We start from the raw sequence: 16,382 nt of genomic DNA, 5'->3' as shown, positions 1-16,382 counted from the left end.
GATAGCATTGCGCGCTGGAGTCTTGAATCAATTCCAACTTGAAGGCATATTCGATACATCTCAAATGTCCTTCGGGTAGTTATATGCACGACCAATCTTTTAACACATGTACACTGGCGTATTGTTTTAAACCCATAGACTTTCAAAAATGGCGAAACTTAGGCAACAGTAATGAGAGGGAAAAAATCATTAACTCGGCTGTCAATCGCGCGCAAACAGGTTTTCTCGGCTATCAATTATCTTCGTCAGTTATAAGAGGGAAGACAGTTTATTGGGTTAATGAACTGGCCGATATACTTGTTCTTAGAAAAATAAAAAATAATATTGCAATCAAAAACAAAGTTAAAACAATTCCACGTTCAGTAATAGTTGATGCCGTGAAGATGTTTATTTCAGAGTGCTCGCAGTTTCGGTTATATAGATTGGATGTGAGATCTTTTTATGAATCATTTAACCAAGGCTATATCTTTAAGAAAATAGATGATGTCACTGGAGTAGATGTTAGAAGTAAACAGCTTCTGAAAGAGTTCATGTATGAGTTTTATGTAAGCGGCGGAAAGGGAGTTCCTCGAGGCTTATCTATAAGCTCATTCTTATCTGACTATCTTATGCATGAATTTGATGAGCTGATAAGAAATCTGCCGAACGTCTTTTATTATGCGAGATATGTCGATGACATCATCCTAATTACAGATGGGTTCGAAGATGAAAAGATACTAATGGATTATCTAAGGCAGGCTTTGCCAGATGGACTAGAGTTTAACAACAAAAAATATTTTGTTAGTGATGGGCTTGCAAAGGTTGGAAAGGAAAATAGTAAAAAACCTAAAAAAAAATTAATGGATTTTGAGTATTTAGGGTACAGTTTTTCTGTAAGTGATAATGTAAGTGAGTGCAGTATTAGAGGGTTGGTAAGAGATGTAGAAGTTGACTTATCCCAAGCTAAAATTAACAAGCTAAAAAGTAGGGTTGTTTATTCGATTATTGATTACAATAAAAATAAAGATTTCTCGCTTTTATGTGAAAGATTGAAGTTTTTATCAACAAATTTTAGTGTGCTAGATGCAGACCGAACTTTAAAAAGATTATCAGGAATTTATTATAACTATCCAATGGTTGATTCAACGAATTCAGTTGGGCTTGTTGAGCTTGATAAATTTTTAAAAAAGGCAGTTCTTTCTTCTAATGGCAAGGTGTTTTACGACTTTCATCTCAATCTTACTCAGGTTCAAAAGTATAGAGTTTTAAAGTTCAGTTTTGTTAGAGGTCATAGTAAATGTCATTTCTTTCATTACTCTGCAAAAAAAATGAAGCGTATACAGGAGTGCTGGAAATATGCATAAAGGAAAGCCATACAAAGTTAATAAAAAAGACTTTAACAGGGTTTTAGTAACAGAAACTACACCTTATGAAACACCCATTATTTCATCAAATGATGGTTTTTATAAAAATGTTAGGAATCACTCTACATTACAAGGGTTTAGTGATGTTGTTTTTAAGAAGATTATTTTAGGTGATAGAAAGAAAAACAAATACACTATCCCATATACTTACAAGATAAAAAAGAATGAAACTGAGTTTCGAAGGTTGTCAATCCCTCATCCATTTTCTCAAATTGAAATGAGAGACTTTTATATGCACTACAGCGCAATGATAGTGCATTTCTGCTCTCAAAGTGGTTTTTCAATTAGGGCGCCCAAAAAAGTTGCAAGTACATATTATTTCAAGAATCTTCTCGAAGATCGTAATTTATATAAAAAAGGTGTGGTTGATACTGAAGGCGGAGAGGTATACTCAAAACACGCATCGTCATACTTTAGCTATGTAGGATATGATAGGCTATATAAATTTTTCACATCCCTTAATTTTCTTAAGCTTGAAAAAAGATTTAAATTCCTTCAAACTCTCGATGTGTCCAAGTGTTTTGATAGCATTTACACACATTCTATCTCTTGGGCAACTAAAGATAAGTTATTCACTAAGAGGATGCTGGCTAATAAATCGTTAAATTTTGGTGATGCTTTTGATAGATTAATGCAAAGAAGTAATTTTAACGAAACTCATGGTTTGATAATCGGCCCTGAGATTAGTCGTATTTTCTCTGAAGTGATTTTTCAAAAGATAGATCTTTTAGTTCAAAAAAAATTACTTGAACAAAAAAATGCGTTACGTAATGGTCATGATTATGAAATAAGGCGTTACGTCGACGATGTTTTTATTTTTACTAATTCCGAGTTGATTGCAAAAGATATTTATAAGGTTTATTCAGATGGTCTGGCTGAATACAATATGCATGTCAATTTAGGAAAGGTTGAACTAAAAGTTAAACCATTTTCAACTGCCAAATCAAAAGTAATTCATTTGGTTAACAACAGTTTTAACTCGTTTATTGACATATTCCTTGAAAAAAACAGTTCGATTCATTTGAATCCGAAAAGTATATTTAAAAAAAATAATCTGGCAATGAGGTTTATAAATGAAATTAAAATAATCTGCTCCAGTGAAAAAACGGCTTATAATGATGTTTCCTCATATATTGTTTCTGCAATATTTGAAAGGATTAAAAGGTTATCTCCAGAAGCCGGTAAGTATGATAGAGGGGATATGTATTCTGCAGTATATATACTTCTGTTTATATGCTTCTTTTTCTTTAGAGTTTCGCCATCAGTTAACTCATCGTATAAACTGGCATCAACATTAATAGTTGCAATTAGATTTGTTAAAAAGATCATTCCTGAATTTAGTGATGCAATTGAATTTTACATTTATAGTGAGATATTTGATTATCTAAGTGATTTGTCAAAAGAAAGTGTTTCTATTAATAGAGTTGTTAATTTAGAAGCATATAACATTATGTGTGTTATTGGTGAGCTGGATAAATCACGTTTTTTGCCTTCTGATTTATTAGGTGAAATATTTAAAGGGGTGGATTCTTATTACGATATCATTTTACTTTTATTTATGGTCGGTGACAATGTCGCATACAATAAAATAAAAGATGAGTTAATCGAGAAGATAAATATCAAGCTAATTAATGGAGGTGCCATACAAGAATGTTCCGAAAGGGCGTTACTCTTTTTAGATGTAATGTCCTGCCCATATATAGATATTAAACATAAGAGAGTTTGGATCAGGAATATTGCAAAAGAACTACAAGAAGCTAGCCCGACAAATGCTGAAATAGATGATTATATCCAGCATGAGACATCTAATCCTTGGTTCGTAGACTGGTTAAATGTGGATCTTCTAAATCTACTGGAGAAAAAACAATTGAAAAAATCTTACTAAACTGATACTTTTTTGTTGAAGCAACCAAGATGCCCTACACATTAGTTTGATATACTCATCTTTCATCTTTTTGAGACCTGAAAAATTTCATTTTCACTAATTTGAGATGTGAGAGCAGAAATGCACACACCAAGGGATGAGGTTGCTTCACCTTTTACTTCATATAAACAAATGCCCCCCACCAATCCATTAGTTCTGTTCTTTTTGTCAAGTAAGTAGAACGATTATATGCCCGCCTAACCTCATTTTTATCAGAATGAGCAAGTGCTGCTTCAATCACGTCTGCATTAAATCCCTGTTCATTTAATGCTGTACTTGCAATTGATCGTAATCCATGTGCAACTAATTTACCACTATAGCCAATACGTTTAAGCGCAGCATTAGCTGTTTGGCTGTTCATCGATTCTTTTGGAGAGTTTCTGCTGGGAAAAATGTGTTCTCGATGAAAGCTTATAGGCTTCATGATTTCAAGAATCTCTAATGCTTCTGCCGACAAAGGAACGATATGTTCTCGTTTTGCCTTCATGCGTTCGCCAGGAATGATCCAGAGTTTGGAATCAATATCGAGTTCATCCCATCGAGCACCTGATGCCTCAGATGGACGCACGAGGGTTAGGAGTTGCCATTCAATCAGGCAGCGCGTTGGAACCGATAGATTAGACATTACCAGCGCGCGCATTAGCTTCGGCAATTCTTCCGGGCGTAACGTAGGCATATTTTGCTTTTTGGGTTTCTCGAAAGCCATGCCAACGCCCGAAGCAGGATTCGCATCAATCAACCCTGTGTTGACTGCATAAATCATGATCTCATTAATGCGCTGCACTAACCGGCGAACTGTCTCAAGCGCCCCGCGAGCTTTAATTGGCTCCAGTGTTTCAACGATCGTTCTGGCCTTGAGCGCTTGAACAGGAATCTCACCAATCTTAGGAAAGATGTCTTTCTCCAGCGATCGCCAGATATCCTTCGCGTAATCCTCGGTGACGCTTTTACTTTTGAGCTGGAACCACCTTCCGGCAACAACTGAAAAAATACTATCCAGCTCAATTTGCCGTTGCTCAGAAACTTCCTCTTGCTGCTTCTGCGGGTCGATACCTTGCGCAAGCAGCGTCAGATATTGGTCACGCATCTGGCGTGCGACAGCGAGCGTTAGGGCAGGGTAAGAGCCAGGGCTAAGATTTGTACGGCTACTACTATTTGGTCGCTGGTAGCGAAAACGCCATAGCTTCTTACCTGATGTTTTGACGAGCATGAAAAGCCCGTCGCCATCGTGCAGCGTGAAGTCTTTCTCTTGAGGCTTAGCTTTGAGGATTTCGTTATTGGTAAGGGGGCGTGTCATCCGCGCCATGACTGATTTCCATTCATAATTGGTACACGTTTCTGGCCCTCATTATAGCGTGTACCAATTCGTGTACCAATTATCTCTGGATTCAGGCGGATCGTCCCGGAAGATTACAGACACAAAAAAGCCCGCAGGGCTTGTGCCGTGCGGGCTTTCAGGACTTCTGCGGATGGCACTGGAACCATCTTTGAAGAATTTTGGTGGAGCTGGCGGGAGTTGAACCCGCGTCCGAAATTACTACACCGTCGGCACTACATGCTTAGTCAGTTTTTACATTCGCCGGTCAGCTGCGAACAGACACGCCACTGACAGACTAGCCTGATTGGATTTAACGCTTCAACCCCAGGCAGGGCCTCCACGCGATCTCTTTTGGGTTTGACCTCTCTTGATCCCCGTCTTAAGAGCGGAAGCTAGGGAGAGAGGGCTCAGAGCAGGTTATTAAGCTGCTAAAGCGTAGTTTTCGTCGTTTGCGACTATTTTTTTGCGGCTTTTTACGAGGCAAACCGCCCCTCGGCATGCTCCTAAGGCTTCACAATCCCGTCGAATCCAGAATCAGCCCCAGAACTTCAAATATTAGCAATTAAACAGCATAAAATCCAGTGCTTAGCGCGCTGAATTCTTCATGATACGGGCTTTGTCTAATTTCCATTCACGATCTTTGATATCGTCGCGCTTGTCGTGCTCTTTCTTACCGCGTGCCACACCAATCTTCAGTTTGCACCAGGCGTTTTTCCAGTAAAGCGACAGCGCCACAAGGGTGTAACCTTCGCGGTTAACGCGCCCATACAGGGAGTCGAGTTCGCGTTGCTTCAGCAGGAGCTTACGGTTACGGGTCGGGTCACAGACCACATGGCTGGACGCAACCGCTAAGGGTTGAAAGGTTGAACCGAACAGGAACGCTTCGCCATCGCGCAGCAGAATATAGCTGTCGCTGATGTTGGCTTTACCGGCACGAAGTGATTTAACTTCCCATCCCTGTAACGATAATCCCGCTTCATACTCCTCTTCGATGAAGTATTCGTGGCGGGCGCGTTTGTTCATGGCAACAGTGGCCGAACCGGGTTTGTGTGCTTTTTTCTTTGTCATAATGAGGCGTATTTTACATCACTTAGTCGGTTATCGCATCCCCAGTCCAGCGGGGCAGCAGGAAACGGGATATTCTAGCACACCCTTTACCAGGGACATTTTTGTTTGATCGCTGAAAATGCTATTATTCAGCGGTTTCTTGATGAACAGGAACCATTATGGCTCAGATTAGTCGTTCGGCACTGGTCCCGTTTAGTGCCGGGCAGATGTACAAACTTGTAAATGATGTGGATGCCTATCCGCAATTCCTGCCGGGTTGCACCGGAAGCCGCGTGCTGGATGCGTCAGAGAATCAGATGACGGCGTCTGTGGATGTCTCGAAAGCGGGTATCAGCAAAACCTTTACCACCCGTAACACCCTGACGGATAACCAGAGCATCCATATGCAGCTGGTTGACGGCCCGTTCCGCAAGCTGACTGGTGGATGGAAGTTCGTCTCGCTGGGCGATGACGCCTGCAAAGTCGAATTAAGCCTGGAGTTTGAATTCACCAATATGCTGGTCGAGATGGCCTTTGGACGCATCTTCAAAGAGCTTGCTAACAGCATGGTCCAGGCTTTCACCCAGCGTGCCAAAGAGGTCTACAGTGCCTGATATCGCCGTTGAGGTGGTCTATGCGTTGCCTGAAAAGCAGTATCAGCTCTACGTCAAAGTGGAGCAGGGCAGCACGGTAGAACAGGCCATCGTAAAATCAGGATTACTGGAGCTGCGTCGCGAAATTTCCCTCGCCAGCAACAAGGTCGGCGTCTACAGTCGGCCGGTGAAGCTGGATGATGAGGTGAATGAGGGCGATCGTATCGAGGTTTATCGTCCGCTGATTGCCGATCCCAAAGAGCTTCGTCGCCAGCGTGCAGAGCGGGCTGCGGTGAGCAAAAAATAAGTTCTGTCTGGCTTTGCAGATAACGGACATAAAAAAAGGCGCTCAGTGCGCCTTTTTGCTGCCTGTTTTTCAGACTCTCTGCCGTGTGATTAATCGCTGTTCTGAGAGAGATTCGGCTTATTGTCGATGTTGGTCAGCACACCGTTGCCATCAAAGGTCAGCGTCAGCGTCTGCTGTTTGACGCGCTCATGACCGGGTTCCTGACGGAAGATGTAATACCAGACGTTGCTGCCAAACGGGTCTTTCATCATCGGCGTGCCGAGGGTGTAAGCCACCTGCTGCTGTGTCATACCGGTATGGATCTTGGCCACATCGTTGGCAACCAGATAGTTGCCCTGGTTGATATCAGGACGGTAGACCACGCGCTCTAAAGTGGAACATCCGGCGGTCATCATCAACATTACCACTGCCGCGGCAGTCAGCGTTTTACAGCGCATCTATACATTCCTTTTCCGGGGCCAAACGCCTCAACAGGCGATTTTATTGCCATCAAAATCTGAACTCTGCCTGCGGCAGGCTTTATTACTCTGGCGACATAAGTGCCGATGATAATAAACCTTTTCGCTGTTGGAAACCTCTGCAGAGCAAGCATATGACCCCGTCAGGTTAAAAAAGTGCGCTGCTATGCGGCTAAAAGTTCTTTTGCATTCGCCAGGGTGTTGCGGGTGACCTCGCTGCCGCCCAGCAGACGAGCCAGTTCCTGCAGGCGCGCCCGCTTGTCCAGCGGCTGCATGTGGGTTTCAGTCATTGCGCCGTCGGTCTCTTTGCTCACAAAGAAGTGCTGATGACCGCAACCGGCCACCTGCGGCAGGTGCGTGACACACATAACCTGCGTCGATTCACCCAGCTGACGCAGCAGTTTACCTACGACGGCCGCGGTCGGGCCGCTGATGCCGACATCAACCTCATCGAAAATCATTGCCGGCGTTTCCATTTTCTTCGCGGTGATCACCTGAATCGCCAGCGCGATACGTGACAGCTCACCGCCTGACGCCACTTTACCCAGCGGCTGCAACGGCTGACCCGGGTTAGTGGTGACCTGGAATTCGACGCGGCTTGCGCCGTCAGCCGTCAGCTGATCCGGGTTAAAGGTCAGGGCAATTTTAAACTGGCCGTGCGGCATCGAGAGCAGATGCATACTCTGGGTAATCAGCTGCTGCAGCTCATCTGCAAAGTGGCTGCGCTGCTGATGAAGCTCTTCGGCGCTCTTAAGGGCCGCCTGATAGTGTTCACCGACCAGCGATTGCAGGCTCTCCTGATCGCTTTCGTGCTGTGACAGCAGCTCCGCTTCATCCAGCAGTTGCTGATGCAGTTCAGGCAGCGCTTCTGGCGTGACGTGATGCTTACGCGCTAAGGCAATCTGGCGTGAAATCCGTTTTTCCAGTTCGTACAGGCGATTAGGGTCCAGATCGAGACTGTCACAGTAGTGACGCAGCTCATCGCTCGCTTCGCTCAGCTGGATAGCCGCCTCTTCCAGCAGGTTATGCACGCCGTTCAGCTTCTCATCCAGAGAGGTCAGCTCAGAAATCAGCTCACGGGCGCTGTAGAGCAGGCTGTTGAGATTGGTGTCATCACTGTCGGAGAGTATCTGCAGCGCCTGCTGGCTGGTTGACAGCAGCTGGCCGCTGTTCGCCAGACGCTTGTACTCTTCGTCGATCTGCTCATATTCACCCGGCTGCGGGGCAAAGTCGTTCAGCTCTTTCAGCTGATACTGCAACAGTTCGCGGCGCGCTTCGCGCTCCTGCGCCTGCTGCTGATGCAGCGCCAGGGTGCGGCAGCTCTGATGCCAGGTCTGATAGCTGGCACGCATACGCTGCAGCAGATCATCATGGCCGGCATAGGCATCCAGCAGATGTTTCTGGTGGTCGGGTTTAAGCAGAAGCTGATGGGCATGCTGACCGTGGATCTGAATCAGCAGCTGACCAAGGTCGCGCAGCTGAGAGAGCGGGACCGCGGTGCCGTTGATAAAGCCGCGCGAACGGCCATCGGCGCTGATTACCCGGCGCAGCAGACACTCGTTGCCATCATCCAGCTGATTATCCAGCAGCCAGCGCTGGGCTGAAGGGGAGGCCTTAAGCTGGAAGCGGGCACACAGGTCAGCCCGGCTGGCTCCCTGACGCACCATGTCGGCGTCAGCACGACCGCCAAGACATAATCCCAGCGCATCAATCGCGATGGACTTACCGGCACCGGTTTCACCCGTGATGGCTGTCATGCCGCGGTGGAAATCAATGTCGAGCTCACGAACGATAGCGAAATTACTGATGGTCAGTTGGGCCAGCATAGGTTCACCTGTACGAATAAACACATATGGTTTTTCATACAGTATAAACTGGTTTTTTATCCAGTAAAGAGGCTGCACCCCTTTTCAGAACAATTTTTTTGACCAGCCCAGTTTAGAGCTCAGCGTGTTGAAATAGCTGTAGTTTTTAGGGTGAATCAGGTTGAGGTGATGATTGCTGCGCCGGATCAGAACATCTTCACCTTCCTGTATCGGCAGGGCAATCTGACTGTCGCAGCTGATTTCCAGGTCGCTGCGGCGGGACGAAAAGCGCAGGCGGATGGTGCTGCTGCTGTTGATGACCAGCGGCCGCGCTGAGAGCGTATGCGGGAACATCGGCACCAGCACGATCGCTTCCAGTGACGGTGTCAGAATCGGACCACCCGCAGAGAGCGAGTAGGCGGTCGAGCCGGTAGGGGTGGAGATAATCAGTCCGTCAGAGCGCTGCGAAAAGGCGAACACCTCATCGATGTAAACCTCAAATTCGATCATGTGCGCGACTTTGCCGGGATGGAGTACCACCTCGTTGATGGCGGTGCCGATGCGCGGCGAACAGGCCGATTTGCACACCTGGGCTTCCAGCAGAAAGCGGCTCTCGACAAAATAGTTGCCCTGCAGCACCTCATCCAGCTGCTGCTGCGCATTGTCCGGGTCGAGGTCGGTAAGAAAACCGAGGTTACCGCGGTTTATGCCAATCACCTTGATGTCGTAACGGGCCAGCACCCGCGCGGCACCCAGCATGTTGCCATCACCGCCTACTACGACCGCTAGATCGGCCTGCTGACCAATCTCCGCCAGCGTGCCGGTCTGCACATCGTGAAGCGACAGCTCCTGCGCAATCTGTTGCTCGACGATCACTTGATAACCTTTGGCTGTCAGCCAGCGCCAGAGCATCTCATGCGTGGTTAGCGCGGTGGGATGGCGTGGATGACCCACAATACCAATGCAGTTAAAGTGTTTGTTCATCTGGTCGGTGTTCCTTATAAGCCAAAACGGCAAGGCAATGTGACAGGTTCCCTTGAAACCGCTATTTCAATCCCCATAATAAGCCAACCAGCGAAATGAATGTGCAAAACGCGGAGAAATTCATGAGTAGTAAAGAACAGAACACCCCAAACGAGCAAGTCTCAGACGAAATTCAGCAGGATCAGCAGCAACCTCAGGAAGCGGAGACAGCGGCAGAGGTGGATCCGCGTGATGAGCGTATCGCTCAGCTCGAAGCTGAATTAGCGCAGTCGCAGACCGGCGTGCGTGATGCTCAGCTGCGTGCGCAGGCTGAAGTCGAAAACATTCGTCGTCGTGCGGAAATGGACGTTGAGAAGGCGCACAAATTTGCGCTGGAGAAATTTGCCAACGAACTGCTGCCGGTTATCGACAGCCTTGAGCGCGCGCTGGAAGTGGCGAACAAAGAAGATTCACAGCTGGCGCCTATGATCGAAGGGGTTGAACTGACTCTGAAAGGTCTGCTGGGTGCCGTGCGTAAATTCGGTGTTGAAGTGGTCGGCGAAACCGGCGTGCCGTTTAACCCGGAAGTGCATCAGGCGATGTCGATGATGGAGTCTGAAGAGTTCGAGCCTAACCATGTCATGCTGGTGATGCAGCGTGGTTATACGCTGAATGGTCGCCTGCTGCGTCCGGCGATGGTTGCCGTTGCCAAAGCCAAAGGCTGATTCAGCACCGGAATCCCGCTACACGGCCGCGCACTGACGCGGCCGTGTGCATTCTGGCGTCAGTCCGGTAATACCGGCGTCCAGTCCACCGGTTTTTTACCGGCCGCGCTGAGCAGTTCGTTGGTTTTTGAGAAATGGTGGCTGCCGAAAAAGCCGCGATGCGCAGAGAGCGGCGAAGGGTGCGGCGCCTGCAACACATGATGGCGCTGGCGATCGATGATGCTGCCTTTCTTCTGGGCATGCGATCCCCACAGCAGAAAAATGACCCCTTCACGATGCTGATTGATCGCTGCAATCACATTATCGGTAAACGTCTCCCAGCCGAATCGCGCATGAGAGTGCGCTTTGCCCGCCTCGACCGTTAAAACGGTGTTCAGCAGCATCACACCCTGTTTCGCCCAGCTCTCCAGGAAGCCGTGACTGGGTTTCTCAAAGCCCTGAATATCCTGCTGCAACTCTTTATAGATATTTTGCAGGGATGGCGGCACCTGCACGCCTGGCAGCACAGAGAAGGCCAGGCCATGTGCCTGGTGAGGGCCATGATAGGGGTCCTGGCCGAGGATGACGACATTGACGTCGCCCAGTTCCGTCAGGCGAAAGGCATTAAAGACATCTTTCTGCGGCGGATAGACGGTGACCCCCGCAGCGCGTTCATCGGCGACCAGCTTAAGCGTCTCGACAAAATAGGGTTTCTGTTTCTCTTCAGCCAGCACGTCGTGCCAGGTCAGCTTTTCAGCCATGTTCAACTCCCTTTCCGTTAGTGCCGTAAGCTTAGCCGTTCCTGCCGCCCAGCTGAAGGTAAAATAAATTTGAAAAATAAAAATAAAGTTAAGTGTTAAGGCGTTTTCAGATCAACGGGTTAGGCTGAATGGGCATGTAGCGCCGGGTGAAGATTGATGCAGGTCAAGGCTGGTCGAAATGATGGGTGGTATACCGGAGCCTTAAATTTGATTTATTCACCTATTATTCGGGAGATGCAAAGATGATCACAGGAATCCAGATCACTCAATCCAACCATGCCAACCTGCTGAACTCCTTCTGGCTGCTGGACGAAGAGAAAGCCCAGGCGCGTTGCCTGTGTGCCGCCGGGGGTTATGAAGAAGACCAGGTTGTGGCTATCAGCGAGCTGGGCGAATTTGCTTATCGTGAAGTTCCGGTAGAAATCAAACCGCAGGTGCGTGTTGAAGGCGGTCAGCATCTGAACGTCAACGTGCTGCGTCGTGAAACGCTGGAAGATGCGGTGAAGCACCCGGAAAACTACCCGCAGCTGACCATCCGCGTGTCGGGCTATGCCGTGCGCTTCAACTCACTGACTCCTGAACAGCAGCGTGACGTGATTGCCCGTACTTTTACCGAAAGTCTTTAAGTAGCCTGAGTGATCGGACGCTGAAAATAAACGCAAAGCGCACACAGCATATTTTATCGTCCTTATCAGCAAGATAGAGAGTCATGTGCAGCGAGCCGGTCAGTGAGTATCGCCAGCAACGCGATCAGGCAGGTAAAATGGTGTGAAAAGGCTGTTAACAGCTGTCAGCTAAAAAAAATCGCCTCATCAGAGGCGATTTTTTTGTTTAAGCGCTGTTTTATTCCGCATTCTCGTTAGCGGCCGCGGTACCGCTTGCTTTACGGCGTTTGCCGATATTTTTGGCGTCACGATGGCGTTTTTTCACGCGGGGTTTTTCAGTTTCGCTCGCTTTCTTCTCTGCGCGCTTAGCCAGCACCTTTTTCGACGGTTTGCCGGTGGTTTTTGCACTTGGAGCGCGGGTCACCGGACGCAGCTCGTCAATGACGCGCGCTTTAATCGGCTCATTAACGTAGCGGGTTATTTTACCCAGCAGGACGTAATCGTGCGCTTCGACCAGCGAGATGGCGATGCCTTTACGACCGGCGCGACCGGTACGGCCAATACGATGCAGATAGGTATCGGCGGTGCGCGTCATGTCATAGTTGAAGACGTGGCTGACATCTTCAACGTCGATGCCGCGCGCCGCAACGTCGGTGGCGACCAGCACATTCACCCGTCCTTCACTCAGACGTTTGATCGCTTCGTTACGCTTCGCCTGCACCATTTCGCCTTCCAGATAGCTGGTGCGAATCCCCGCTTCGTGCAGCCAGCTCACCAGCTCATGCAGACGCTCACGCTTGCGCACGAACACGATGCTGCGTGTCACTTCCGGCTGCTTCAGCAGATGGATCAGTAGCTTGGTTTTGTGCTCAAGATCGTCAGCGCGGTAGTACCACTGCTGGATCTTTTTGCGCTCGCGACGGCTCGGATCCGCTTCCAGCTCAACCGGATCGTTCAGCAGACGTTCGGCGAAATCGCGGATGTTGTCGCCTTCCAGCGTGGCGGAGAAGAGCAGGGTCTGCTTGCGCCAGCGCGTTTCAGCCGCGATGGTTTCGATATCCTGGGCGAAGCCCATATCCAGCATGCGGTCAGCTTCATCCAGCACCAGCGTTTCCACGGCGCGGCAGTCGAAGTTCTCTTCTTTAATATACTGCAGCAGGCGGCCGGTGGTCGCGACCACGATATCCTGGTTTTCGCTGAACACTTCGGCGTGGTTCATGTAGGCCACGCCGCCCGTGATGGTGGCGATATCCAGATGGGTATGTTTCGCCAGCTCACGCGCATGTTCAGCGACCTGCATCGCCAGTTCGCGGGTCGGGGTCACAATCAGGATGCGTGGCGGGCCAGATTTCTTGCGCGGAAAATCAAGCAGGTGCTGCAGCGCCGGTAACAGATAGGCGGCGGTTTTCCCGGTCCCGGTAGGTGCCGAACCCAGAACGTCGCGGCCCTCCAGCGCGGGCGGAATTGCAGCAGCCTGAATCACTGTTGGACGCGTGAAGCCTTTTTCCTGCAACGCTTGTAGCAGGCTTTCGTCGAGTTCGAGTTCGGAAAATGTGGTTACTGTCATGGTCTACCTCAGTTTGGGGCGCTGATTATAGACAGATCAGACTGAATCTTCATCTGTTAATCCGTTTCCGTGGCGCCTGGAGTTGTCTGCCGCGTGAATTCCCTCTGTTGCCACGTTACACTCATGCGCTGCCGGACGGCAGGAAAAAACGATGGTAGTGAAGAATGATGCAGGATAAGCCGCGTGAACGGCCAAAGTTAAACAAGAACGGTTTTACCTTTAAACAATTTTTTGTCGCGCACGATCGCTGTGCGATGAAAGTAGGAACCGATGCCATTCTGCTCGGGGCCTGGGCACCGGTGGCCGGGGTCAGGCGCATTCTGGATATCGGCAGCGGCAGCGGGCTGATTGCCCTGATGCTGGCGCAGCGTACACCGTCGCAGGTGCTGGTCGATGCGGTTGAATTAGAGCCTGAGGCCGCGCAGCAGGCGCAGGAGAATGTGCAGCAGTCGCCGTGGCCTGAACGGATCCGGGTGCATCAGCACGACATTGCCCGCTGGGCAGAGGAGTCCACCGCGCGTTATTCCCTCATCGTCAGTAACCCCCCTTATTTTGCGCCTGGCGTGGCCTGTTCTACGCCAGCGCGGGACAGCGCCCGCGCCACAGCCTCGCTCGACCATCAGACGTTACTGCGCAGCGCGGCGTTACTGATTGAGGAGGAGGGGATGTTCTGCGTGGTGCTGCCTGCCGCCATCGGCCAGGATTTTATCGCGCTGGCAGAGGCAGATGGCTGGCATCTGCGTTCGCGCCTGGATGTGGCGGAGTATGCCCATCGTCCGCCGCACCGGGTTGTGCTGGGCTTTTCGCCGCAGCCTGGCGAAACCCTGCTGGAGCGGCTCGCTATCCGCGCGGCAGACACCCACTATTCGGATGAGTGGTGCAGCCTGACGCGGGCGTTCTATCTCTTTATGTAGCCGGGCGGCGTCAGAATTGTCGGTCGCGCCTCTGGCAGCAGGTTCGGGTAGTCGCGGATATAGTGCAAGCCGCGACTCTCTTTTCGCTCCAGCGCACAGCGCACCATCAGATCCGCCACCTGAACCAGATTCCGCAGCTCCAGGAGATGATTGGAGAGGCGGAAGTGACGGTAATACTCATCGATCTCCTGCTGAAGCAGGGTGATGCGGCGCAAAGCCCGCTCCAGTCGCCGCGTCGTACGCACAATGCCGACATAATCCCACATGAAGAGCCGCAGCTCATGCCAGTTGTGCTGGATGACGACGCGTTCATCGGCATCATCGACCTGGCTCTCATCCCAGGCGGGCAGGGTGGTCACAGCCTCTATGCCAGGCAGGCTCTGGATCAGCGCTTCGGCGGCTGACCAGCCATAGACCAGGCACTCCAGCAGCGAGTTGGAGGCCATGCGGTTCGCACCATGCAGGCCGGTGTAGCTCACCTCACCGATGGCATACAGGCCGCTGACGTCACTCTGCCCATGCTGATCCACCATCACGCCGCCACAGGTATAGTGGGCGGCAGGCACGATCGGGATCGGTTCCCGGGTCAGGTCGAAGCCAAAGGTCAGCAGCTTTTCATAAATCATCGGGAAGTGGGCGCGCACAAACTCTTCCGGCTGGTGGCTGATATCCAGATACATGCAGTCCACGCCCAGCCGCTTCATCTCATGATCGATGGCGCGTGCGACGATATCGCGCGGAGCCAGCTCGGCGCGCTCATCAAAATCGGGCATGAAACGGCTGCCATCGGGACGCACCAGCCAGGCGCCTTCTCCGCGCAGGGCTTCAGTCAGCAGGAAGTTCTGCGCCTGGGGATGAAACAGGCAGGTGGGATGAAACTGATTAAATTCGAGGTTGGCGACCCGGCAGCCCGCACGCCAGGCCATCGCAATCCCGTCACCGGAGGCGACGTCAGGATTCGTGGTGTACTGATACACCTTGGCGGCGCCGCCGGTCGCCAGCACCACCGCCCGCGCCTGACAGGTTTCCACCTCCTCGCGGTTACGATTCCAGATCCAGGCACCCACCACCCGGCGCGGGCCAGGCAGGCCGATTTTATCGGAGAGAATCAGATCGACCGCGTTGGTGCGTTCCAGAATGCGGATGTTGGGATGGCTGAGCGCCTGGCTTACCAGCGTGGTTTCAACCGCATGACCGGTGGCATCGGCACTGTGCAGAATACGGCGATGGCTGTGTCCGCCTTCGCGCGTCAGGTGATAGCGCATCTCGCCTGAGGCCTGCGGATCGAGATCAAAGGCAACGCCATTGTCGATCAGCCACTGCACGCAGTGCCGGGCATTGCTGGCGATAAACGAGACCGCCTCCCGGTCGCACAGTCCGGCGCCGGCAATCAGCGTATCTTCTATATGCGCTTCAATACTGTCGGTCTCATCGAACACCGCCGCAATGCCGCCCTGAGCATAAAGCGTAGAGCCCTCATTGACCTGCGCTTTGCTGAGCACCGTGACCTGATACTGTTTCGCCAGGCGCAGCGCTAAAGAGAGGCCCGCAGCACCGCTGCCCACAATCAATACATCACACTGATAATACGGATTCGAATTTGTCATGTTGTTTAATTTACTAAACAAAGATTGCCCTGAGCATAAGCCCTGAGCCGGTCGCTGTGAAGTATTTTAAACAAAAGTTCGCAGATTCACGATGTGAATTCAGAAAAATTACCGATAATCATTAAGTTATAAACAGTACAATTTGAGCTCTGTTTTCTATACCAAACTTATTGTCGGCGGAGGATTTAATGATGAAAAAGCTGTTGTCATAGGTTACTCTGCCTGCGATTTGCGCTCCTTACACTGAACGAAAACGAACAACCTGTGTAATCAATTCCGGAGCGGCAAATATCAGGTCGGGAAGTGAACTTCGCACCACATCACAACTCTAAGCGCATGCTTGCTCAGAACCAATGAGATGTGCTGGCAGTTACTTTATGCGTAAGAAAAGTTTGGGGAGACATTA

General features: G+C 50.0%; 15 protein-coding genes and 1 other RNA gene. 7 read left to right on the top strand and 9 right to left on the bottom strand.

Going from position 1 to position 16,382, the window contains the following annotated elements:
- Nucleotides 1–83 precede the first annotated feature (83 nt).
- Nucleotides 84–1,343, top strand: coding sequence for an antiviral reverse transcriptase Drt3a (drt3a, locus tag AC6I7A_RS14850; RefSeq protein ID WP_498003857.1), 1,260 nt, complete (start codon nt 84–86; stop codon nt 1,341–1,343).
- Nucleotides 1,336–3,288 (top strand): antiviral reverse transcriptase Drt3b, encoded by a 1,953-nt coding sequence (gene drt3b / locus AC6I7A_RS14845; RefSeq protein WP_498003855.1) that lies wholly within the window; start codon nt 1,336–1,338, stop codon nt 3,286–3,288. Before drt3a ends, drt3b begins: the two co-directional genes overlap by 8 nt.
- Before the next feature lie 154 nt (nt 3,289–3,442).
- Here drt3b and AC6I7A_RS14840 read toward each other — a convergent pair whose 3' ends face one another.
- The 3 genes from AC6I7A_RS14840 to smpB all read right to left on the bottom strand — a co-directional run bounded on the left by AC6I7A_RS14840 (nt 3,443) and on the right by smpB (nt 5,713).
- Entirely contained in the window at nt 3,443–4,633 is a 1,191-nt protein-coding gene (locus AC6I7A_RS14840) for an integrase domain-containing protein (RefSeq protein WP_058957981.1), read from the bottom strand.
- Nucleotides 4,634–4,825: 192 nt separating this feature from the next.
- Nucleotides 4,826–5,187: a transfer-messenger RNA gene (gene ssrA, locus AC6I7A_RS14835) on the bottom strand.
- A gap of 43 nt (nt 5,188–5,230) precedes the next feature.
- Nucleotides 5,231–5,713 carry an SsrA-binding protein SmpB gene (smpB, locus tag AC6I7A_RS14830; RefSeq protein ID WP_009088626.1) on the bottom strand — a complete coding sequence of 161 codons (483 nt, stop codon included), beginning with the start codon at nt 5,711–5,713 and terminating at the stop codon, nt 5,231–5,233.
- 158 nt (nt 5,714–5,871) lie between these two features.
- Between smpB and AC6I7A_RS14825 the strand changes: the two genes are divergently transcribed.
- Both AC6I7A_RS14825 and AC6I7A_RS14820 read left to right on the top strand, forming a co-directional pair.
- Nucleotides 5,872–6,306: a type II toxin-antitoxin system RatA family toxin gene (locus AC6I7A_RS14825; protein WP_009088627.1), complete on the top strand. Its 435-nt coding sequence runs from the start codon at nt 5,872–5,874 to the stop codon at nt 6,304–6,306.
- A complete protein-coding gene (locus AC6I7A_RS14820) occupies nt 6,299–6,592 on the top strand; it encodes an RnfH family protein (RefSeq protein WP_058957982.1) in 294 nt (97 codons plus the stop codon). Before AC6I7A_RS14825 ends, AC6I7A_RS14820 begins: the two co-directional genes overlap by 8 nt.
- Nucleotides 6,593–6,681: 89 nt before the next feature.
- On the opposite strand, the gene bamE is transcribed toward AC6I7A_RS14820, so the two are convergent.
- The 3 genes from bamE to nadK all read right to left on the bottom strand — a co-directional run bounded on the left by bamE (nt 6,682) and on the right by nadK (nt 9,839).
- Nucleotides 6,682–7,029 (bottom strand): outer membrane protein assembly factor BamE, encoded by a 348-nt coding sequence (gene bamE / locus AC6I7A_RS14815; RefSeq protein WP_009088629.1) that lies wholly within the window; start codon nt 7,027–7,029, stop codon nt 6,682–6,684.
- Nucleotides 7,030–7,214: 185 nt separating this feature from the next.
- Nucleotides 7,215–8,876 carry a DNA repair protein RecN gene (recN, locus tag AC6I7A_RS14810; RefSeq protein WP_058957983.1) on the bottom strand — a complete coding sequence of 554 codons (1,662 nt, stop codon included), beginning with the start codon at nt 8,874–8,876 and terminating at the stop codon, nt 7,215–7,217.
- Between the two features lie 84 nt (nt 8,877–8,960).
- Nucleotides 8,961–9,839 carry an NAD(+) kinase gene (gene nadK, locus AC6I7A_RS14805; RefSeq protein ID WP_009088631.1) on the bottom strand — a complete coding sequence of 293 codons (879 nt, stop codon included), beginning with the start codon at nt 9,837–9,839 and terminating at the stop codon, nt 8,961–8,963.
- 122 nt (nt 9,840–9,961) lie between these two features.
- Here nadK and grpE point away from each other — a divergent pair, with 122 nt between their 5' ends.
- Nucleotides 9,962–10,543: a nucleotide exchange factor GrpE gene (gene grpE / locus AC6I7A_RS14800; RefSeq protein WP_009088632.1), complete on the top strand. Its 582-nt coding sequence runs from the start codon at nt 9,962–9,964 to the stop codon at nt 10,541–10,543.
- A gap of 59 nt (nt 10,544–10,602) precedes the next feature.
- Here the strand turns inward: grpE and ung are convergent, their stop codons facing one another.
- On the bottom strand, nt 10,603–11,283 hold the full coding sequence (gene ung, locus AC6I7A_RS14795) for a uracil-DNA glycosylase (protein ID WP_058957984.1): 681 nt from the start codon (nt 11,281–11,283) through the stop codon (nt 10,603–10,605).
- A 242-nt stretch (nt 11,284–11,525) separates the two neighbouring features.
- On the opposite strand from ung, the gene grcA reads away from it, so the two are divergent.
- The gene (gene grcA / locus AC6I7A_RS14790) at nt 11,526–11,909 is read left to right on the top strand and encodes an autonomous glycyl radical cofactor GrcA (protein ID WP_009088643.1); all 384 of its coding nucleotides are present in this window, start codon (nt 11,526–11,528) and stop codon (nt 11,907–11,909) included.
- Nucleotides 11,910–12,126: 217 nt separating this feature from the next.
- On the opposite strand, the gene srmB is transcribed toward grcA, so the two are convergent.
- Complete coding sequence (gene srmB, locus AC6I7A_RS14785; protein WP_046102386.1) at nt 12,127–13,455, bottom strand: ATP-dependent RNA helicase SrmB; 1,329 nt, start codon at nt 13,453–13,455, stop codon at nt 12,127–12,129.
- Nucleotides 13,456–13,619: 164 nt separating this feature from the next.
- Here srmB and trmN point away from each other — a divergent pair, with 164 nt between their 5' ends.
- The gene (gene trmN, locus AC6I7A_RS14780; RefSeq protein WP_058958400.1) at nt 13,620–14,369 is read left to right on the top strand and encodes a tRNA(1)(Val) (adenine(37)-N(6))-methyltransferase TrmN; all 750 of its coding nucleotides are present in this window, start codon (nt 13,620–13,622) and stop codon (nt 14,367–14,369) included.
- Here trmN and nadB read toward each other — a convergent pair.
- Nucleotides 14,354–15,976: an L-aspartate oxidase gene (gene nadB / locus AC6I7A_RS14775; RefSeq protein WP_058958399.1), complete on the bottom strand. Its 1,623-nt coding sequence runs from the start codon at nt 15,974–15,976 to the stop codon at nt 14,354–14,356. The two genes, trmN and nadB, sit on opposite strands and share 16 nt — an antisense overlap.
- Nucleotides 15,977–16,382 lie beyond the last annotated feature (406 nt).

Source organism: Type-F symbiont of Plautia stali (genome assembly GCF_059731105.1).
The sequence above is the reverse complement of the archived record's forward strand: the minus strand, read 5'-3'. Positions and strand labels throughout refer to the sequence as shown.

Bases quoted from the DNA above. Each gene is read 5' to 3' on its own strand.
- drt3a (WP_498003857.1), top strand. From the start codon at position 84: ATGCACGACCAATCTTTTAACACATGTACACTGGCGTATTGTTTTAAA.
- drt3b (WP_498003855.1), top strand. From the start codon at position 1,336: ATGCATAAAGGAAAGCCATACAAAGTTAATAAAAAAGACTTTAACAGG.
- AC6I7A_RS14840 (WP_058957981.1), bottom strand. From the start codon at position 4,633: ATGGCGCGGATGACACGCCCCCTTACCAATAACGAAATCCTCAAAGCT.
- smpB (WP_009088626.1), bottom strand. From the start codon at position 5,713: ATGACAAAGAAAAAAGCACACAAACCCGGTTCGGCCACTGTTGCCATG.
- AC6I7A_RS14825 (WP_009088627.1), top strand. From the start codon at position 5,872: ATGGCTCAGATTAGTCGTTCGGCACTGGTCCCGTTTAGTGCCGGGCAG.
- bamE (WP_009088629.1), bottom strand. From the start codon at position 7,029: ATGCGCTGTAAAACGCTGACTGCCGCGGCAGTGGTAATGTTGATGATG.
- recN (WP_058957983.1), bottom strand. From the start codon at position 8,876: ATGCTGGCCCAACTGACCATCAGTAATTTCGCTATCGTTCGTGAGCTC.
- nadK (WP_009088631.1), bottom strand. From the start codon at position 9,839: ATGAACAAACACTTTAACTGCATTGGTATTGTGGGTCATCCACGCCAT.
- grpE (WP_009088632.1), top strand. From the start codon at position 9,962: ATGAGTAGTAAAGAACAGAACACCCCAAACGAGCAAGTCTCAGACGAA.
- ung (WP_058957984.1), bottom strand. From the start codon at position 11,283: ATGGCTGAAAAGCTGACCTGGCACGACGTGCTGGCTGAAGAGAAACAG.
- grcA (WP_009088643.1), top strand. From the start codon at position 11,526: ATGATCACAGGAATCCAGATCACTCAATCCAACCATGCCAACCTGCTG.
- srmB (WP_046102386.1), bottom strand. From the start codon at position 13,455: ATGACAGTAACCACATTTTCCGAACTCGAACTCGACGAAAGCCTGCTA.
- trmN (WP_058958400.1), top strand. From the start codon at position 13,620: ATGATGCAGGATAAGCCGCGTGAACGGCCAAAGTTAAACAAGAACGGT.
- nadB (WP_058958399.1), bottom strand. From the start codon at position 15,976: ATGACAAATTCGAATCCGTATTATCAGTGTGATGTATTGATTGTGGGC.